Source organism: Zeimonas arvi (assembly GCF_008039575.1).
In the GTDB taxonomy this organism is placed as follows: domain Bacteria; phylum Pseudomonadota; class Gammaproteobacteria; order Burkholderiales; family Burkholderiaceae_E; genus Zeimonas; species Zeimonas arvi.
In genome coordinates, this window is the sequence record NZ_VDUY01000003.1 from 538,489 (window position 1) to 554,419 (window position 15,931).

The 15,931-nt window shown below is 69.2% G+C and carries 16 protein-coding genes and 1 pseudogene; 1 reads left to right on the plus strand and 16 read right to left on the minus strand.

Features of this window, described 5'->3' with window-relative positions; translation table 11 throughout:
- Positions 1-13: 13 nt before the first annotated feature.
- From FHP08_RS09940 to FHP08_RS09960, 5 genes and pseudogenes are all read right to left on the minus strand, one after another.
- A complete protein-coding gene (locus FHP08_RS09940) occupies positions 14-2,245 on the minus strand; it encodes a methyl-accepting chemotaxis protein (protein ID WP_147704284.1) in 2,232 nt (743 codons plus the stop codon).
- Between the two features lie 28 nt (positions 2,246-2,273).
- Complete coding sequence (locus tag FHP08_RS09945) at positions 2,274-2,846, minus strand: chemotaxis protein CheW (RefSeq protein WP_147704285.1); 573 nt, start codon at positions 2,844-2,846, stop codon at positions 2,274-2,276.
- A gap of 30 nt (positions 2,847-2,876) precedes the next feature.
- Entirely contained in the window at positions 2,877-3,239 is a 363-nt protein-coding gene (locus tag FHP08_RS09950) for a response regulator (protein ID WP_147704286.1), read from the minus strand.
- 175 nt (positions 3,240-3,414) lie between these two features.
- Positions 3,415-3,810 (minus strand): annotated as a pseudogene (locus tag FHP08_RS09955) (response regulator); the annotation flags it as partial.
- Position 3,811: 1 nt separating this feature from the next.
- Entirely contained in the window at positions 3,812-4,000 is a 189-nt protein-coding gene (locus FHP08_RS09960; protein WP_147704288.1) for a rubredoxin, read from the minus strand.
- Positions 4,001-4,193: 193 nt separating this feature from the next.
- On the opposite strand from FHP08_RS09960, the gene thiE reads away from it, so the two are divergent.
- Positions 4,194-4,907, plus strand: coding sequence for a thiamine phosphate synthase (thiE, locus tag FHP08_RS09965; RefSeq protein ID WP_222707856.1), 714 nt, complete (start codon positions 4,194-4,196; stop codon positions 4,905-4,907).
- Positions 4,908-5,072: 165 nt separating this feature from the next.
- On the opposite strand, the gene FHP08_RS09970 is transcribed toward thiE, so the two are convergent.
- From FHP08_RS09970 to FHP08_RS10020, 11 genes are all read right to left on the minus strand, one after another.
- Positions 5,073-5,519 (minus strand): pilin, encoded by a 447-nt coding sequence (locus FHP08_RS09970; protein WP_222707857.1) that lies wholly within the window; start codon positions 5,517-5,519, stop codon positions 5,073-5,075.
- Between the two features lie 670 nt (positions 5,520-6,189).
- Positions 6,190-6,954, minus strand: coding sequence for a 3',5'-cyclic-nucleotide phosphodiesterase (locus FHP08_RS09975; protein WP_147704289.1), 765 nt, complete (start codon positions 6,952-6,954; stop codon positions 6,190-6,192).
- Positions 6,929-8,956, minus strand: coding sequence for a CHASE2 domain-containing protein (locus FHP08_RS09980; protein ID WP_147704290.1), 2,028 nt, complete (start codon positions 8,954-8,956; stop codon positions 6,929-6,931). The genes FHP08_RS09975 and FHP08_RS09980 overlap by 26 nt, the downstream gene beginning before the upstream one ends.
- A gap of 14 nt (positions 8,957-8,970) precedes the next feature.
- Positions 8,971-9,807 carry an FHA domain-containing protein gene (locus FHP08_RS09985; RefSeq protein WP_147704291.1) on the minus strand — a complete coding sequence of 279 codons (837 nt, stop codon included), beginning with the start codon at positions 9,805-9,807 and terminating at the stop codon, positions 8,971-8,973.
- A 141-nt stretch (positions 9,808-9,948) separates the two neighbouring features.
- Positions 9,949-10,668: a TerC family protein gene (locus tag FHP08_RS09990; RefSeq protein WP_147704292.1), complete on the minus strand. Its 720-nt coding sequence runs from the start codon at positions 10,666-10,668 to the stop codon at positions 9,949-9,951.
- 19 nt (positions 10,669-10,687) lie between these two features.
- Positions 10,688-11,569, minus strand: a complete 882-nt coding sequence (gene sucD, locus FHP08_RS09995; RefSeq protein ID WP_147704293.1) for a succinate--CoA ligase subunit alpha — start codon at positions 11,567-11,569, stop codon at positions 10,688-10,690.
- 16 nt (positions 11,570-11,585) lie between these two features.
- Complete coding sequence (gene sucC / locus FHP08_RS10000; protein ID WP_147704294.1) at positions 11,586-12,752, minus strand: ADP-forming succinate--CoA ligase subunit beta; 1,167 nt, start codon at positions 12,750-12,752, stop codon at positions 11,586-11,588.
- A 390-nt stretch (positions 12,753-13,142) separates the two neighbouring features.
- Positions 13,143-13,652, minus strand: coding sequence for a recombination regulator RecX (gene recX, locus FHP08_RS10005; protein WP_147704295.1), 510 nt, complete (start codon positions 13,650-13,652; stop codon positions 13,143-13,145).
- A gap of 26 nt (positions 13,653-13,678) precedes the next feature.
- Positions 13,679-14,731, minus strand: coding sequence for a recombinase RecA (gene recA, locus FHP08_RS10010; RefSeq protein ID WP_407704010.1), 1,053 nt, complete (start codon positions 14,729-14,731; stop codon positions 13,679-13,681).
- A 94-nt stretch (positions 14,732-14,825) separates the two neighbouring features.
- The gene (locus FHP08_RS10015; protein ID WP_147704296.1) at positions 14,826-15,371 is read right to left on the minus strand and encodes a CinA family protein; all 546 of its coding nucleotides are present in this window, start codon (positions 15,369-15,371) and stop codon (positions 14,826-14,828) included.
- 59 nt (positions 15,372-15,430) lie between these two features.
- Positions 15,431-15,901 carry a phosphatidylglycerophosphatase A family protein gene (locus FHP08_RS10020; RefSeq protein WP_147704297.1) on the minus strand — a complete coding sequence of 157 codons (471 nt, stop codon included), beginning with the start codon at positions 15,899-15,901 and terminating at the stop codon, positions 15,431-15,433.
- Between the last annotated feature and the right edge of the window lie 30 nt (positions 15,902-15,931).

Consider the following 15,931-nt stretch of genomic DNA (forward strand, 5'->3'; position numbering starts at 1 on the left):
CATGGCGCCTTCCTCAAGCGACCTTGAAGCGAGTCACCGAGCTCTTCAGTTCCTGCGCGAGTTCGGAGAGCTGGCGAATGGAGCCCGCCGTCTGCAGGGTGCCTTCGCTGGTCTGTTCGGTCACCAGCAGAATGCGCTGGATCGACTGGGCCACGGTGCCGGCCGACGCGGCCTGCTTGGACGTGGTGTTCGAGAAGTCCTCGATCAGCTCGGCCAGGTGCTTGGACACGCGGCCGATCTCGCCGAGCGCGCGGCCGGCCTCGTCGGACAGCCGTGTGCCCTCGACCACGCCCTGGGTGCTGCGCTCCATGGCGGCGACCGCGTCCTGCGTGTCGGTCTGGATGGTTCGGATCAGCGCGGCGATCTGCTTGGTGGCCTCGGCCGAGCGCTCGGCCAGCCGCTGCACCTCCTCGGCCACGATCGTGAAGCCGCGCCCGGCCTCGCCGGCCGACGCCGCCTGGATGGCCGCGTTGAGCGCGAGCACGTTGGTCTGCTCGGTGATGTCCGAGATCAGCTCGATGATCTCGCCCACCTCCTGCGAGGACTCGCCGAGCCGCTTGATCCGCTTGGCCGTCTCCTGGATCTGGTCGCGGATGCCGTTCATGCCGCTGATCGCGTTGTCCACCGCGCGCGAGCCTTCCTCGGACGCCGACAGCGAGTGGCGCGCCACCTGCGCCGACTCGGCAGCGCGGGCCGACACCTCGTTGATCTGCTGGGCCATTCGCAGCACCGACTCGCCGGTCTCGCGGATCTCGCGCGACTGCTGCTCGCTGGCCGCCTGCAGGCTGGACGCCGTCATCTGCGCCTTTGACGAGGCCTCGCCGACCATCTCGGCGGTGGCGTTGATCCGAGACACCAGGCTGCGCAGCTCCTCGACCGTGTAGTTGACCGAATCGGCGATCGCGCCGGTGATGTCCTCCGACACGGTGGCCTGGATCGTCAGGTCGCCGTCGGCCACTTCCTGCAGCTCGTTCATCAGCCTCAGGATCGCGCCCTGGTTCTGGTCGTTGGCGCGCTTGGCTTCCTGCTCCAGCCGCTCGGCCACCGCGCGCTGGCGCTCGGCCTCCTCGGCGCGCTGCTCGCTGTCGGACAGGAAGGCGCGGAACATGCCGAACAGCGCCAGCAGCGCCACCGCGCCCGACACCGCCGCGATCACCTTGCTCCAGGCGGCCAGGCCGCCGCCGGCGCGCAGCGCGTCGCGCAGCGACTCCAGACGACCGCGCACCGGCTCGCTGTCCGCGAAGATCCGTCGCTCGGCCGCGCGGGCCTGCTGCATGCCCTGGAAATTGGTCATCAGCGTGGCGAGCGAGGCTTCGGTGGCGGTGCTCGCCTGGCGCAGCCACTCCAGCGAGCGCCGCGCCTCGCCCTCGCCCACAGGAGAGATGCGCATCCGGTCGCTGCCGTTGAGCAGCGCGTCCGACAGCTGGCGCAGCGAGCTGACGGCCTGCCGCAGGCCCTCGGCATCGACCACGTCGGCAATACCCAGCGCCCCGGCGTCGCGGGCGATGCGCTGCGACAGCGCCACCAGCTCGCCGGCCATCGCCACCTCGCGAGCCGAGGCGCCGGCCTGCAGGCGATTGGTGGCCACGACCTGGGTGGCTGCCAGCAGCTGAGGATTGGTGCGGGCCACCTGCTGACGGAAGTCGGCCAGCGAGGTCAGCAGGGCCTGCTGACCCAGCAGCGCGGCGGCCGCCTGGTCGCTGGGACGCCAGCCATCGAGCAGGGCCGCGGCGTCGGGCGCGTCCGCCCCGAGCGGCGCGGCCACGCCGGCATCGGCGAGCTGGCGCAGCGAGCGGTTCACGGTCTGGCGGCTCTCGTCGAGCTGGCGGAAGGCATCGGTGTTGCCGGCGATCGCGTTCGGGGCGGCCTTGGCCAGCCGCTGCGAGTGGGTCAGCGCATCGCCCAGCCACTGGGTCCAGCGCGCGGTGTCAGTGGCCTGGCGGGCGTCGAGCCACAGGAAGGCCAGGCCGAGCAGCGCCGACATCAGCAGCACGGGCAGCCAGACCTTGAGCTGCGACTGGAAAGGCAGGTGGCCGATGAAGGGGATCGTGAAGCGCTTGCGCCGCCGGGTGCCGCCGGCCCGCACCGCGTCGTCGGCATCGGCGTCGTGGGAATCGAAGCCGATCGGCTCGCCGCCGTCGTCGGGCAACAGGGTCTCGATCAGCGCGGTGTCGGGCGCGGCATCGACGGGTACGTTCGACCGTGACTGCCTGAACCCCGGGAGCTTGATGGCCATCTTCAGCATGCTTGGTCTCTTCTTCGCATCCGACGCATCAGCGGGCAACCGCCATGAAGCGATCGTCGACGGCGAGCCTGGCGAGGCTCAGTTCGGTCCACAGGCGGCCTTCGGCGTCGATCCAGTCGGCGCCGAGCCAGGCGGGGCGCTCGCCGCTGGCGGATCGACTGACCGCCGGATTGCCGTGCTCGTCGTCGCCGCCTACCGCGTTGCCTTCGGCCGGCTTCATCGTCTCGACGTTCTGCAGCCCCAGCATCCGGGCCACCACCACCGACGCGTTCAGGCCCAGCCGCGGCGCGAAGGCGATCAGCCGCGCCTCGCGGCTGGCCGGCGTGAAGGAATCGCCCACGAATCGCGCCAGGTCGGACACCGCGTACAGCGAGCCGCGCAGGTTCACCAGGCCGCGGAACCAGTCGCGGGTCAGCGGCACCGGCGCGATCGTCTGCGGAAGCGGCACGACCTCGCCGGCCTCGGACAGCTCGACCAGCAGCCGGCGCGAGCCGACCTGCACGCCCAGCCGCGCGGTGGGCGCCGCGCCCGACGCGGCCTGGCGCAGGCGCTCGGACAGGCGCGCCTGGAATTCGCGAAGGTTCTTCTTGCGGTCGTTCATCGGCGGCGTGGTGTCGTTGACGTCCAGCGCTCAGGCGGTGGCCAGTTCGGCCACGCGCTGGAGCAGTTCCTCGGGGCGAACCGGCTTGGTGAGGTAGTCGCGCGCGCCCTGGCGCAGGCCCCAGATGCGGTCGATCTCGGCATCCTTGCTCGAGCACAGGATGATCGGGATGCCCTTCGTTTCGGGATCGCGGGACAGGTCGCGCGTGATCTGGAAACCGTTTCGGCCCGGCATGACCACGTCGAGCACGATCAGCCCCGGGCGCTCGACCCGCACCTTCGACAAGGCCTCCTCGCCGCTGGACGCAGTGGCCACCTGATAGCCACTGCGCAACAGCAGGTCGGTGAGGAACCAGCGCTCGGTGGGCGAGTCGTCGACGACGAGGATCTTCATGAAGTCGGGCGGGCTCGGGTGGATCGTGCCGGGTCGGCTCGGGCGGAACGGGGTCACGCGTGCGGGGTCAGGCGGTGGCTGCGAACGACAGCGTGATGCCGGTCGCGACACTTGCCGCCGTCCCGGGCTCGGACGCATCGGAAGCGCCCGCGCTCTTGCCTGCCGAGTTCGCAGCGGCCACGCTTCGATTCAGGTGCTCGCCCACCGTGCGGATCAACGTGTCCTTGGTGAAGGGCTTGGTCAGATACTGGTCCGAGCCCACCATGCGGCCACGCGCGCGATCGAACAGGCCGTCCTTGCTGGACAGCATGATCACAGGAATGTCGCGGTAGCGCGGGCTCTTCTTGATCAGCGCGCAGGTCTGGTAGCCGTCGAGCCGCGGCATCAGGATGTCGCAGAAGATCAGGTCGGGCTCGTGGTCCGCGATCTTGGCGAGCGCATCGAAGCCGTCCTCGGCGAGCAGCACCTCGCAGCCTGCCTGCTTCAGGAAGATCTCGGCGCTGCGGCGGATCGTGTTGCTGTCGTCGATCACCAGCACCTTCAGGCCCGACAGGCCGGCCGCTTGGCTCATCTCATACCTCCACCATCTCGAAGTCCTCCTTGCGGGCGCCGCATTCGGGACAGGTCCAGTTCATCGGGATGTCCTCCCAGCGCGTGCCGGGCGGAATTCCCTCGTCGGGCAGACCGTCTTCCTCGTTGTAGATCCAGCCGCAAATCAGGCACATCCACGTTCGAAAGCCGGCGTTCTGCGCGTCGCTCATCTGGTTTCTCCTGGCTGATGGTCGTTCTTCAGGACCCGTCGCGCGGGGCTTGCGTGCCGGCGAGTTCCGCCGCCGGCCGCCCGCTGCGCAGGCCCTTTTTCCCTGTGAGGCGATGGTAACCTCGGCCCCGAAGCGCCACCGATGGGCACCGACCAGTGGCGAGGATGTTGCGACGAACGCACAGGAGTGTGTCTTGGCTGAAGAATCCAGGGGCGGCGCGGCCGCCGGCGATACCGCTGCAAGCGCCGACGACACCCTGCCCCCGCCGCCGCCGAAAGTGCCGATCCGCGGCCTCTATGCGCTGACCCCCGACACCGACGACGACGAATGGCTGGCCGCAGCAGTGGCCGCCGCGATCGCCGGCGGCGCCAGCGCGGTGCAGTACCGGAACAAGACCGCCGATGCCGAGACCCGGCTGCGGCAGGCGCGGATGCTGGTAAGGGTGTGCCATTCGCGCGGCGTGCCGCTGATCGTGAACGACTCGGTCGACATGGCGATCGCCTCGGGCGCCGCCGGCGTTCACCTGGGCCGTGACGACGACAACCCCTTCGAAGCGCGCAGGCGGCTCGGGCCCGACGCGATCATCGGCGTGTCCTGCTACGACGAGTTCGAGCGGGCGGAGCGCTATGCGGCGGTGGCCGACAACCTGGCCTTCGGCAGCCTGTTCGGGTCGAGCACGAAGCCGGGGGCGGTGCGCGCGCCGCTCGAGCTGCTCACGCGCGCGAAAGCGCGGGGGTGGAACGTGGTGGGGATCGGGGGGGTGGATGCTTCGAATGCGCGGAGGGCGGTCGAGGCGGGGGCGGATGCGGTGGCGGTGATTACGGGGGTATTTGGGGGAATCGACCGACTTCCGAACGCAGTCGAGAAGTCATCAGTGCAGCTAAGAGGAATAGCCTTCCGACCATAGCGCACCAGAGTAACCTTCGCTTCATTCGCAGTGACCAGCTTACGGCGGGGCTTGCACCCGCAGGAGTGCGCCCGTGCCGGGCGCGCCAATGAAAAGAGGCCACCGAGGCGGCCTCTTTCCACAGTGTAGGGATAGCCTAGTACTAGATCCCCATCTTCATCTCCATTAGCTGCGGCACTCTGCAGGCACGTACTTGTTGTTGGCCGCAGGAGTAGTACAAGCCCACGTGATCGTACCGTCAGCATTCACGGTAGGCGTGTAGGTGAGCACGACGTCCTTCGCGGCAGTCGTACCCGTGACAGCGATAACGCCAGTTGCATCAGTGCAGGCACTGGAGAGGACATTCTTGGTCGTGGTCGCGAGATTCGTCACACCCCGACAGTTCCCAGTGGCCGCGATGACCCCACCAGCATTGGAGATGTTCTCACCGACGGTGGCCTTCTGCGCGGAAGCGGCAATGGCAAGCTCAGAAACCCGGGCGCGCACTGTGTAGTCTTGATAAGCAGGTAGCGCCACCGCCGCCAGGATGCCGATGATCGCCACGACGATCATCAGTTCGATCAGCGTGAAACCCTTTTGCACCTGACGGCGCACTTTCTGCATCTTCATCATTCCATCTGCTCCTGTTGAGTATCTCGTTGCGGGCCGATCCTGTCGGCTCGTGGTGGTATGTGCAGGGGCTGTGCCAACCTCGGGTTGCGGCGGCTGCGGGCCGACGAACGGCCTGCGGGGCGCGGGGCCGTGAGAAATGTCACGCGCAGGAGGGCGCGCGCGGCCTTGCTGCGGGCCGCAGCGACGCATCGCGTCAGCTTCCTCGGGTGGACAGGTGACGTGTTCGGTCACCAGGAAGTGACGGAATGCGTCAGCGCGGTCTGCAACTCGCTCCGGACTCGGGTCGGCCGGCCCGGACTCGCTCATCGGGCCGATCGATATGCGGCCCCTCCTCCATCGACGAACCACGGGTCGCAGCAGCCGCGTGGCCGGATCACCATGTTCGACACCGGAGACATCAAGTGCCGTTAGAGCGCAGCCGACTACGACTGCGGCCTCCGGAAAGGGAGGCATCGATGACAGCAAGGGCCACACGGATCACCGCCGCGAATCCCAAGGCGCTGCGTCGTGCCTGGCTCGCCTTCCGGGAACTGATCGGCGTGATGACGGTGAAGTCGGGAAGGACTGCCGTCGGGCGCGCGCCACGATCGATGCGCCGGTCGGCGAGATCGGCGAAGGCGCTGTCACCGCGCTTCGGGGTGCCGATCGGGGTCTTCCACGGACCCGCCGCTCAAACCTCCAGCACTTCTCCCCGCTCCAGCACCCGCGGCGAGAACCTTCCCGCCCAGGCCTCGATCTCGCGCTCGATCGTCAGCCGATCGCTGGGCTTCAGGTGCGTGATCAGCACCTGCGGCTCGCGGCGCAGCTTCGCGAGTTCCTCGCCGAGCTGGATCGGATAGAGATGCCGGGCGGTGGTGGCCAGGTCCTGGTCGCGGTTGGCGAAGGCCGTCTCGATGATCAGGAAGCGCAGATCTTCCACGCCGTTCACCTGGCGCCAGAACTCGTCGTTCGGGCCGGTGTCGCCGGAGAACACGAAGGAGCCGTTGCGTGAGTGCACGTGGAAGGCCAGCGCCGGCACGGTGTGCGTGGCGGCCAGGCTGCGCACCGAGCGGGTGCCGACCTGCACGGTCTGGTCGATGGACAGCGGCGCGAACTTCATCCAGGGCCGGTCGTAGTGCGGGATCTCGGTGAAGTCCGGCCAGATCACCCAGTTGAAGATGTGGGTGCGCAGTGCCTCGATGGTCTCGGGCAGCGCGTGCACCGTGACCGGGGTCTTGCGCAGTCCGCCCACCGAATCCACCAGCAGCGGCAGCGCGCAGATGTGGTCCAGGTGCGAGTGGGTGAGGAACACGTGGTCGATCGCGGCCAGTTCCTCGACCGTGAGGTCTTCGACGCCGGTGCCGGCGTCGAGCAGGATGTCGGAGTCGACCAGGAAGGAGGTCGTCCGGGCGCGGGCGCCGATCCCGCCGCTACACCCGAGGACCCGAACCTTCATGGAGCGCTCCCGAGGCAAACCTTTGCCGTTGTCGTTCCTCGACCGCCGTCGTCGGCACGGTCGGAGGGTCCAGTGCGTCGGGGCGGCCGCCCCCGACGGTGCTCGGCACGAAGACTCGCACCGGCTCGCTGCGCCCGTCCACGTTGGCGGGCCGCAGTTCGTCGAACCGGTGCTCGCGCGCGGCGCGCGTCGTGGCTTCTCCGACGATGATCGGCACCTCGTAGCGCTTGGTCAAGCTTTCCATGCGCGAGGCCAGGTTCACCGCGTCGCCCAGCGCCGTGTAGGTGCGCCGGACCGCCGAGCCCATGTCGCCCACGCGGGCCAGGCCGGTGTTCACGCCGATGCCGATGACCAGCGGCGGCAGCCCGCGCATCACGAAGTCCACCGAGAGCCGGCGAGCCTCTTCCTGCATCGCGATCGCGGCGTCGACCGCGTGGTCGGCGTGCCTGGGATCGTCCAGCGGCGCGCCCCAGAAGGCCATCACCGCGTCGCCGATGTACTTGTCGACCGTCCCGCCGTAGCGGTGGATCACGTTGGTCAGGCCGGTGAACACCGTGTTCAGGTAGTCGCGCAGTGCCGCCGGATCCATCGACTCGGCCATCCGCGTGAAGCCGCGGATGTCGGCGAACAGGATGCTGAGCTCGGCGTTGCGGCTCTCCTTCATCCGCCAGTGCACCGGGTCGCGCGCCATCTGCTCGACCAGCGCCGGCGACAGGTACTCGCCGAACAGCCGCACCACCGCGCGGCGCGCCCGGCCTTCGGCCAGATAGCCGAACAGCAGGTTGAACACCGCCAGCGCCAGCACCAAGGCCACCGGCGCGGCCATCGGCAGGATCAGGTCGAGATTCGAATAGGCGATCGCGTTGCCGCCCACGATGGTGAGCAGGGCCAGCAGGCAGGCCAGCGCGGTGCCGATGGGCCCCAGCGCCGGCAGCAGCACGGCCAGCCCGCCCCCCACCAGCAGCGAGGCGGCGGCACCCGCGCTGCCGGCATCCGCCGGGCGGCGCTTGATGCGGCCGTCCAGCGCGCCGGCCAGCAAGGAGGCGTGCACCTCCACCCCAGGGAAGACCTCGCTGACCGGGGTGGCCCGCAGGTCGGTCAGGCCGGGAGCGCTGGTGCCCACCAACACGATCCGGTCGCGCATCAGGGACCAGTCGACGTTTCCGGCCAGCACTTCCGAGGCCGACAGGTAGCGGAAGCGCCCGCCCTGCGGCCCGCCAGATCCGGCGAAGGGCACCATGGCGGTATAGCCGAAGGACACCGGGATCGTCACGTCGGCGCGCTTGCCATGCACCCGCAGGGTTTCGGGGCCGGCAGCCAGTGCGGCCGAACCGAGGTACTGGCGGAGCACCGCCAGCGCGAAGGACTCGTTGACCGCGTTGCCATGCGCCGCCAGCAGCGGCAGCGCGCGCACCGTGCCGTCGATGTCGATGCCGGCGCCGATGAAGGAATTGAAGAAGCCCTGCGCGGCGGCCGCTTCGGCCAGTTCGGGCAGGTTGCTGCCGTAGCCGTCGGTGTGGATCAGCTCCAGGCCGAGCGCCGAGGCCGCCTCGCGCTCGAAGGCCTGCGCCGGCAGCACGCCGGTGCGCCGGCCGCCGCGGTCGCTGGTCAGGTAGTAGCCGAGCACGGTGGGCCGGTTGCGCAGGGACTCGGCCAGCCGGCGATCGCCGTCGCCCTCGCGCTGCGGCTCGGCGAACAGGGTGTCGAAGCCCAGGACCGCCGGGCGGCCCTTTTCGAAGACCGCGTCGACCAGTTGCGCCACCCGCTCGCGCGGCCACGGCCAGCGGCCCTCCTCGGCGAGGCTGCGCTCGTCGATGTCGACGATCACGATGCGCGGATCGAGCGTGGGCCGGATCAGGGCCTGGCGGCCATCGTAGAGCTGGCGGTCGACCGCGGCCAGGGTCGGTATGGCGCGCCAGCCCAGGTCGTGCGCGATCGCCACCGTGACGATCGCGAGCCCGGCCAGGGCTCGGAGCAGGCGGGATCGCTGCAGCGCCGTCATCGCGGGCGCAGGGCTCAGGCGCCGAGCCTGAAGCGCAGCATCGTGCCGGCCAGCTCGATCAGGTCGCCGTCGGCCAGCCGGTGCGCGGTCAGGCCGATCGGCTCGCCGTTGACCTGCGGGAAGGTCAGGCCTTCGAGGTGGGTGATGAAGTAGCCGCCCTTGCGCCGGGAGATCACCGCCACCTGCCCGGCGAGCCCGCCCACGCGGCTGATCGCCCGGTCGATGGCGTGGGTATGGCCGCTCTGCGGGCCGCTCAGGTAGACGACGTGGGCCGGCAGCGCCGGATCGGCGTCGGCCGCGGCCAACGGACCGGAGGCGGGCTGGCCGCCGCGGCGGCCCGATGCGTCGGACAGACCGGACGGCGCGCCGGAGGAACCGGTCGCGACGCCCCCCGATCCGGCCAGGGAGCCGGCCGATCCCGCGGACCCGGCGAGCCCGGTGGGCGCGTCGCCGTCCGGGGCACCGGCGTGGGCGAGATTGCCCTGGCTGTCCGGCTCGGCGCCGGCCGCGTCCCCGCCGGAGGCGTCGCTGCGGGCCGCCTCGAAGCGCAGACGGTAGATGCCGATGTCGACCACGTCGCCGTCGACCAGGGTGCGTTGCTGGATGGGCAGGCCGTTGACCAGCGTGCCGTTGCGGCTGCCCAGGTCGTGCACGACCACCGCGCCGTTGCGCACGCGGATCAGCGCGTGCTCCCCGCTCACCGTGAGGTCGTCGAGCTGCACGTCGTTGTAGGGACGCCGGCCGATCGACAGCATGTTGCCGGCGATCGGAACCAGGCGCAGCTCGACCGCGCCGGCGGCGAGATAGAGGCGCAGCGCCGGAACGAGTCCGCGCGGCGAAGATCCTGGCATTCCTGAGTCAGACACGGCTGGCTTGCGGCGAGGGGAATCGACGATTCCGCAAAGCCTACCGGCAGGCGACACCGGGCCGCAGGAACTTTGTCATGAACGGCCGCGGGCTGCCGCCGGGCGGCGGCTGCCCGCAACCGTTGGTCAGTGCGCGGCGCCAGGCGCCTTGCGGCGCCGATTCAACGCCATGCCCCAGACCACGACCAGCAGCGCGCCCGCGGCGGAGACCGCGTACTTGAGCGTGGACGAGGGCTCGCCGATCTGGCCCACCGCCACCGGGTCGGTGATCATCATGCCGCCGGCGATCCAGCCCAGCAGCGCTCCGCCGGCGGTGACCACCAGCGGATAGCGCTCGATGAGCTTGAGCACCAGGGTGCTGCCCCAGACGATCAGCGGGATGCTGACCAGCAGGCCGAAGATCACCAGCCCGAGCTGGTGATCGGGGTCGGCCTGGTTGGCCGCGCCGGCAATTGCGATCACGTTGTCGAAGCTCATGACCAGGTCGGCGATGATGATCGTCTTGATCGCCGCGAACAGCGTGCTGCCGCCTTCGAGGTTGCCGTGGGCGTCTTCGTCGCCCGGCGCCACCAGCTTGATGCCGATCCAGATCAGCAGCGCGCCACCGATCAGCTTGAGGAAAGGCACCTGCAGCAGGGTGACCGCGAACGCGATCAGGATCACCCGAAGGATGATCGCGCCGGCCGTGCCCCAGAGGATGCCCTTCATCTTCTGGTGCTGCGGCAGGTTGCGGCAGGCCAGTGCGATCACGACCGCGTTGTCGCCGCCCAGCAGGATGTCGATCAGGATGATCTGGAAGACCGCGCCCCAGTGGAGCGTGGTCAGGAACTCGATCGCGGATTCCATTGCTCGCTGCCCCCGCCGTTCAGAGCACGCTCTTCAGCAGCCGTGCCATCTCGGACGGATTGCGCGTGACCTTGATGCCGCAGGCTTCCATCACCTCGAGCTTGGCGTCGGCCGTGTCGGCGCCGCCGGAGATCAGCGCGCCGGCGTGGCCCATCCGCTTGCCCGGGGGGGCGGTGACGCCCGCGATGAAGCCGACCACCGGCTTCTTCATGTTGTCCTTGATCCAGCGCGCCGCGTTGACCTCGTCGGGCCCGCCGATCTCGCCGATCATGATCACCGCATCGGTGTCGGGATCGTCGTTGAACATCTGCATGACGTCGATGTGCTTGAGACCGTTGATCGGGTCGCCGCCGATGCCGACCGCCGAGGACTGGCCCAGGCCCAGCTCGGTGAGCTGCGCCACCGCCTCGTAGGTCAGCGTGCCCGAGCGCGACACCACGCCGATGCGCCCCTTGCGGTGGATGTGACCGGGCATGATGCCGATCTTGAGCTCGTCGGGGGTGATGACGCCGGGGCAGTTCGGCCCGAGCAGCAGGGTCTTGCTGTTCGCCTTGCGCATGCGGTCGCGCACCACGATCATGTCGCGCACCGGAATGCCCTCGGTGATGCAGATCACCAGGTCCAGCTCGGCGTCGACCGCCTCCTGGATGGCGGCGGCGGCGCCCGCCGGCGGCACGTAGATCACCGACACGGTGGCACCGGTCTCGGCCTTTGCTTCCTTGACGCTGGCGTAGATCGGGATGCCCTCGAAGTCCTCGCCGGCCTTCTTCGGGTTCACGCCCGCCACGAAGCCGGCTTTGCCGTTGGCGTACTCGCGGCACATCCGCGTGTGGAACTGGCCGGTCTTGCCGGTGATTCCCTGCGTGATGACCTTGGTGTCCTTGTTGATCAGGATGCTCATCGGGTGATCCTCGTTGTCATTTTCCGGCCGCGGCGGCCACGACCTTCTGGGCGGCTTCGGCCATGGTGTCGGCCGCGATGATCGGAAGGCCCGACTCGGCCAGCATCTTCTTGCCCTGCTGTTCGTTCGTGCCCTTCATGCGCACGACCAGCGGAACCTTCAGGCCCACCGCCTTGCTCGCCGCGATCACGCCTTCGGCGATGACGTCGCAGCGCATGATGCCGCCGAAGATGTTGACGAGGATCGCCTTCAGGTTCGGATTGCGCAGCATGATCTTGAAGGCCTCGGTGACCTTCTCGGTGGTGGCGCCGCCGCCCACGTCGAGGAAGTTGGCCGGCTCGCCGCCGAACAGCTTGATGGTGTCCATGGTGGCCATGGCCAGGCCGGCGCCGTTGACCAGGCAGCCGATGTTGCCGTCGAGCTGGATGTAGGCCAGGTCGAACTTGCTGGCCTCGATCTCGGCCGGGTCTTCCTCGTCGAGGTCGCGCAACTCGACGATCTCGGGGTGGCGGAACAGCGCGTTGGCGTCGAAGTTGAGCTTGGCGTCGAGCGCCACGACCTTGCCGTCGCCGGTCAGGATCAGCGGGTTGATCTCGGCGAGCGAGGCGTCGGTGTCCCAGAAGGCCTTGTACAGGCCGTGCAGCACGGTGCGGGCCTGGGGCAGGCTCCCGGCCGGGATGCCGATCCTGGTGGCGATGCCGTCGCACTCGGCATCGGTGAGCCCGTTGGCCGGATCGATGAAGACCTTGTGCAGCAGTTCGGGCGTTCTCTCGGCGACTTCCTCGATGTCCATGCCGCCTTCGCTCGAGGCCATCAGTGCAACGCGCTGCGTGACGCGATCGACGACCAGTCCGACATAGAGTTCCTTCTTGATGTCGGCGCCTTCCTCGATCAGCAGGCGGCGCACCTTCTGGCCTTCGGGGCCGGTCTGGTGGGTGACCAGCTGCATGCCGAGGATCTCGCCGGAGAGCTTGCGCACCTCGTCGACCGAGCGGGCCAGCTTGACGCCGCCGCCCTTGCCGCGGCCACCCGCGTGGATCTGCGCCTTGACGACCCAGACCGGACCGCCGAGGGTCTCGGCGGCCTTGACCGCCTCGTCGACCGAGAAGCACGGAATGCCGCGCGGCACTGCCACGCCGTACTTCTTCAGGATCTCCTTGCCCTGGTATTCATGGATCTTCACGAGTGTTCCCCCATCGAGACTTGGGTTTCTTCTGCGGGTACGGAACCGGCCTGGGCGGGCCGGCGCCACTGCGGGTAATGAAGGGCAAGCCCAGCCTCGGGATTCCGGCGGTCCTGCGTGCGGCGAAAAGCCTGGGATCGCACCACAGGGGTGCGCATCGGCTCGCGGGACGCTGACGGTTCGGCCAGGGGCATTCTCGGGCGTTGTCGCTCGGCAGACCCGGCCCCGGGGGCCGGATCGCGGGATCGCCGGGCATTGAACCCCGGCGGAAAAGCTTTGGAGTTTAGCACGCAGCCTGCGCCACGCTGCGCCGCACCAACCGGGTCTGGCCACGCCCCAGGCAGGCCCCGGAAGGTCCGGTGGGAGCCTGGGGGCACGGTGCGGCGGGACTCAGGGATCGGGGAGATCGTCAGGCAAGTCGAGATCGTCGGACTCCGCCCGGCCGCCGACCACGCGGCGGACGACATCGCCTCGGAAACCACGAGCCATGAGGAAGCGGATCTGGCGTGCCCGGGCCTGCGGCGAGTCCGGCGGCTCGCCGAATCGACGCTCCCAAAGCGCGCGGGCGCGTGCCTGCTCGGTCTGCTCGAGCGAGGCCACCTGGCGTTCGACGAGGGCCGGCTCGAGGGCATGCGAACGAAGCTCGTGCCGGATGACCGCCGAACCGAAGCGCTCGGCCTTGCGGTGGACCAGCGACTCGGCAAAGCGCTGATTGGAGAGCAGCCGGGCTGCCTCGAGCTCGTCCAGGGCCTTCTCGAGCGCTTCCGGAGATTCGGCATGCGGCGCGAGCTTGCGCTGCAATTCGAGCCGACTGTGCTCGCGTCGGGACAGGAAACGAAGCGCCCGACCCTTCAGCGAGAGTTGCGAGCGCTTGCGTCTGGAGGAATCGGGCGCGTCCACCCGGCCCTGCCTGCCCTGCCAGGCCCTCAGGCCGCCTGCTCGGCCGTGCCGCGCCCGGCGACGCCGAAGTGCTCGCGCACCCGGTTCTCGATCTCCAGCGCCATGTCCGGACGCTCGCGCAGGAACTCGCGGGCGTTGTCCTTGCCCTGGCCGATGCGTTCGCCCTTGTAGCTGTACCAGGCGCCGCTCTTCTCGACGATGTTGCAGGCCACGCCGAGGTCGATGATCTCGCCATGACGCGAGATGCCTTCGCCGTAAAGGATGTCGAACTCGGCCTGCTTGAACGGCGGTGCGACCTTGTTCTTGACCACCTTGACGCGGGTCTCGTTGCCGATGACCTCGTCGCCCTTCTTGATGGAGCCGGTGCGCCGGATGTCCAACCGGACCGACGAGTAGAACTTGAGCGCGTTGCCCCCGGTGGTGGTCTCCGGGTTGCCGAACATGACCCCGATCTTCATGCGGATCTGGTTGATGAAGATGACCAGACAGTTCGTGCGCTTGATCGTGCCGGTGAGCTTGCGCAGCGCCTGCGACATGAGACGAGCCTGCAGGCCGGGCAGCGAATCGCCCATTTCGCCTTCGATCTCGGCCTTTGGGGTGAGCGCCGCGACCGAGTCGATGACGATCAGGTCGACCGAACCCGAGCGCACCAGCGCATCGGCGATTTCCAGGGCCTGCTCGCCGGTGTCGGGCTGCGAGATCAGCAGATCCTCGAGCTGGACCCCGAGCTTGGAGGCGTACTGCACGTCGAGTGCGTGCTCGGCGTCGATGAAGGCGCAGGTGCCGCCCAGCTTCTGCATTTCGGCGATGACCTGCAGCGTGAGCGTGGTCTTGCCGGAGGACTCCGGCCCGTAGATCTCGACGACCCGGCCGCGCGGCAACCCGCCGACGCCCAGTGCGATGTCGAGCCCGAGCGAACCGGTGGACACCACCTGGATGTCGCGCTCGACCTCGGCGTCTGAGAACTTCATGACCGCGCCCTTGCCGAACTGCTTTTCGATCTGGGCCAGCGCGGCGCTCAGGGCCTTGCCGCGCTCGGTGCGGGATTTGGCGTCGTTCATGTCGATGACTTTTTCCATTTGGCTGGCCCTCGTCCGGTTCGGGAATCGATGGCCGGATTATTGCACAGCGATACTGTATAAACAATCAGTCTTCCGGCCTAAGCCGAGGAATTCAGGCCGCGCCCGCGCCGATCTCGGCCAGGCGTTCGCGAGCGCGCCGCAGCGCGTGCAACGCCGCCCGGGCCCGCACCGTGCCACGATCGCCCGAGAACTGCACGGTCTCGGTCCGCGTCTCGACATCGAGCGCCGACCAGCCGAAACAGACCGTGCCCACCGGTTTCCCGGGCACGGCCCCGCCGGGACCGGCAATGCCGGTGATCGACAGCGCGAGCTGTGCGCGGCTGCGGGCCAGCGCGCCCTCGGCCATCTCGCCGGCCGCCTGCTCGCTGACCGCGCCATGCGCCTTCAGCGTGTCGGCCGACACGCCCAGCAGGTCGGACTTCGCGGCATTGCTGTAGGTCACGAAGCCACGTTCGAACCAGTCGCTCGAGCCGCCGATCTCGGTCAGCGCCCGGCAGACCATGCCGCCGGTGCACGACTCGGCGCACGCGACGGTCCAGCCGCGGGCGCGCAGGGCGTGCCCCAGCGCCACCGCCGCCTCGAGGACCTCGTGCTCGAGGTCGGCGAGCGCCTCGTCGCGCAATTTCGCTTCCGTCATCCGCCTCTCCGCCTGATTGCCTGCATCCTGCCCCGCCCGCCGACCTCGGCCCGCCAACCTCAGCCCGCTGCGCCACCGAAGCCGGCGCGGAACAGGGCCAGCACCAGCAGCGTGCAGAAGGCCGCCATCAGGTCGTCGAGCATGGTGCCGAAGCCGTTCTTCAGCTTCGCATCGTAATGCCTGATCGGCGGCGGCTTCACGATATCGAAGAAGCGGAACAGCACGAAGGCCGCCAGCTGCGCGCCGAAACCGCCCGGCGCGAACAGCAGCACCAGCCAGAAGGCGACGATCTCGTCCCAGACCACCGCGCCGTGGTCGGCCACGCCGAGGTCGCGCGCGGTGCGCTCGCAGGCCCAGATGCCGATCAGGAAGCCGGCCGCCAGCACGATCGCCCAATGCGCGGGCGAGAGCAGCGGATCGGCCACCACGAAGACCAGCCAGGCCCAGAGCGTGCCGACGGTGCCCGGCGCGACCGGCGACAGGCCGCTGCCGAAGCCCAGCGCGATCCAGTGCGAGAGCCGTCCCCGCATGAAGCGCGCGGTCGGGCGCACCGGCCGCGG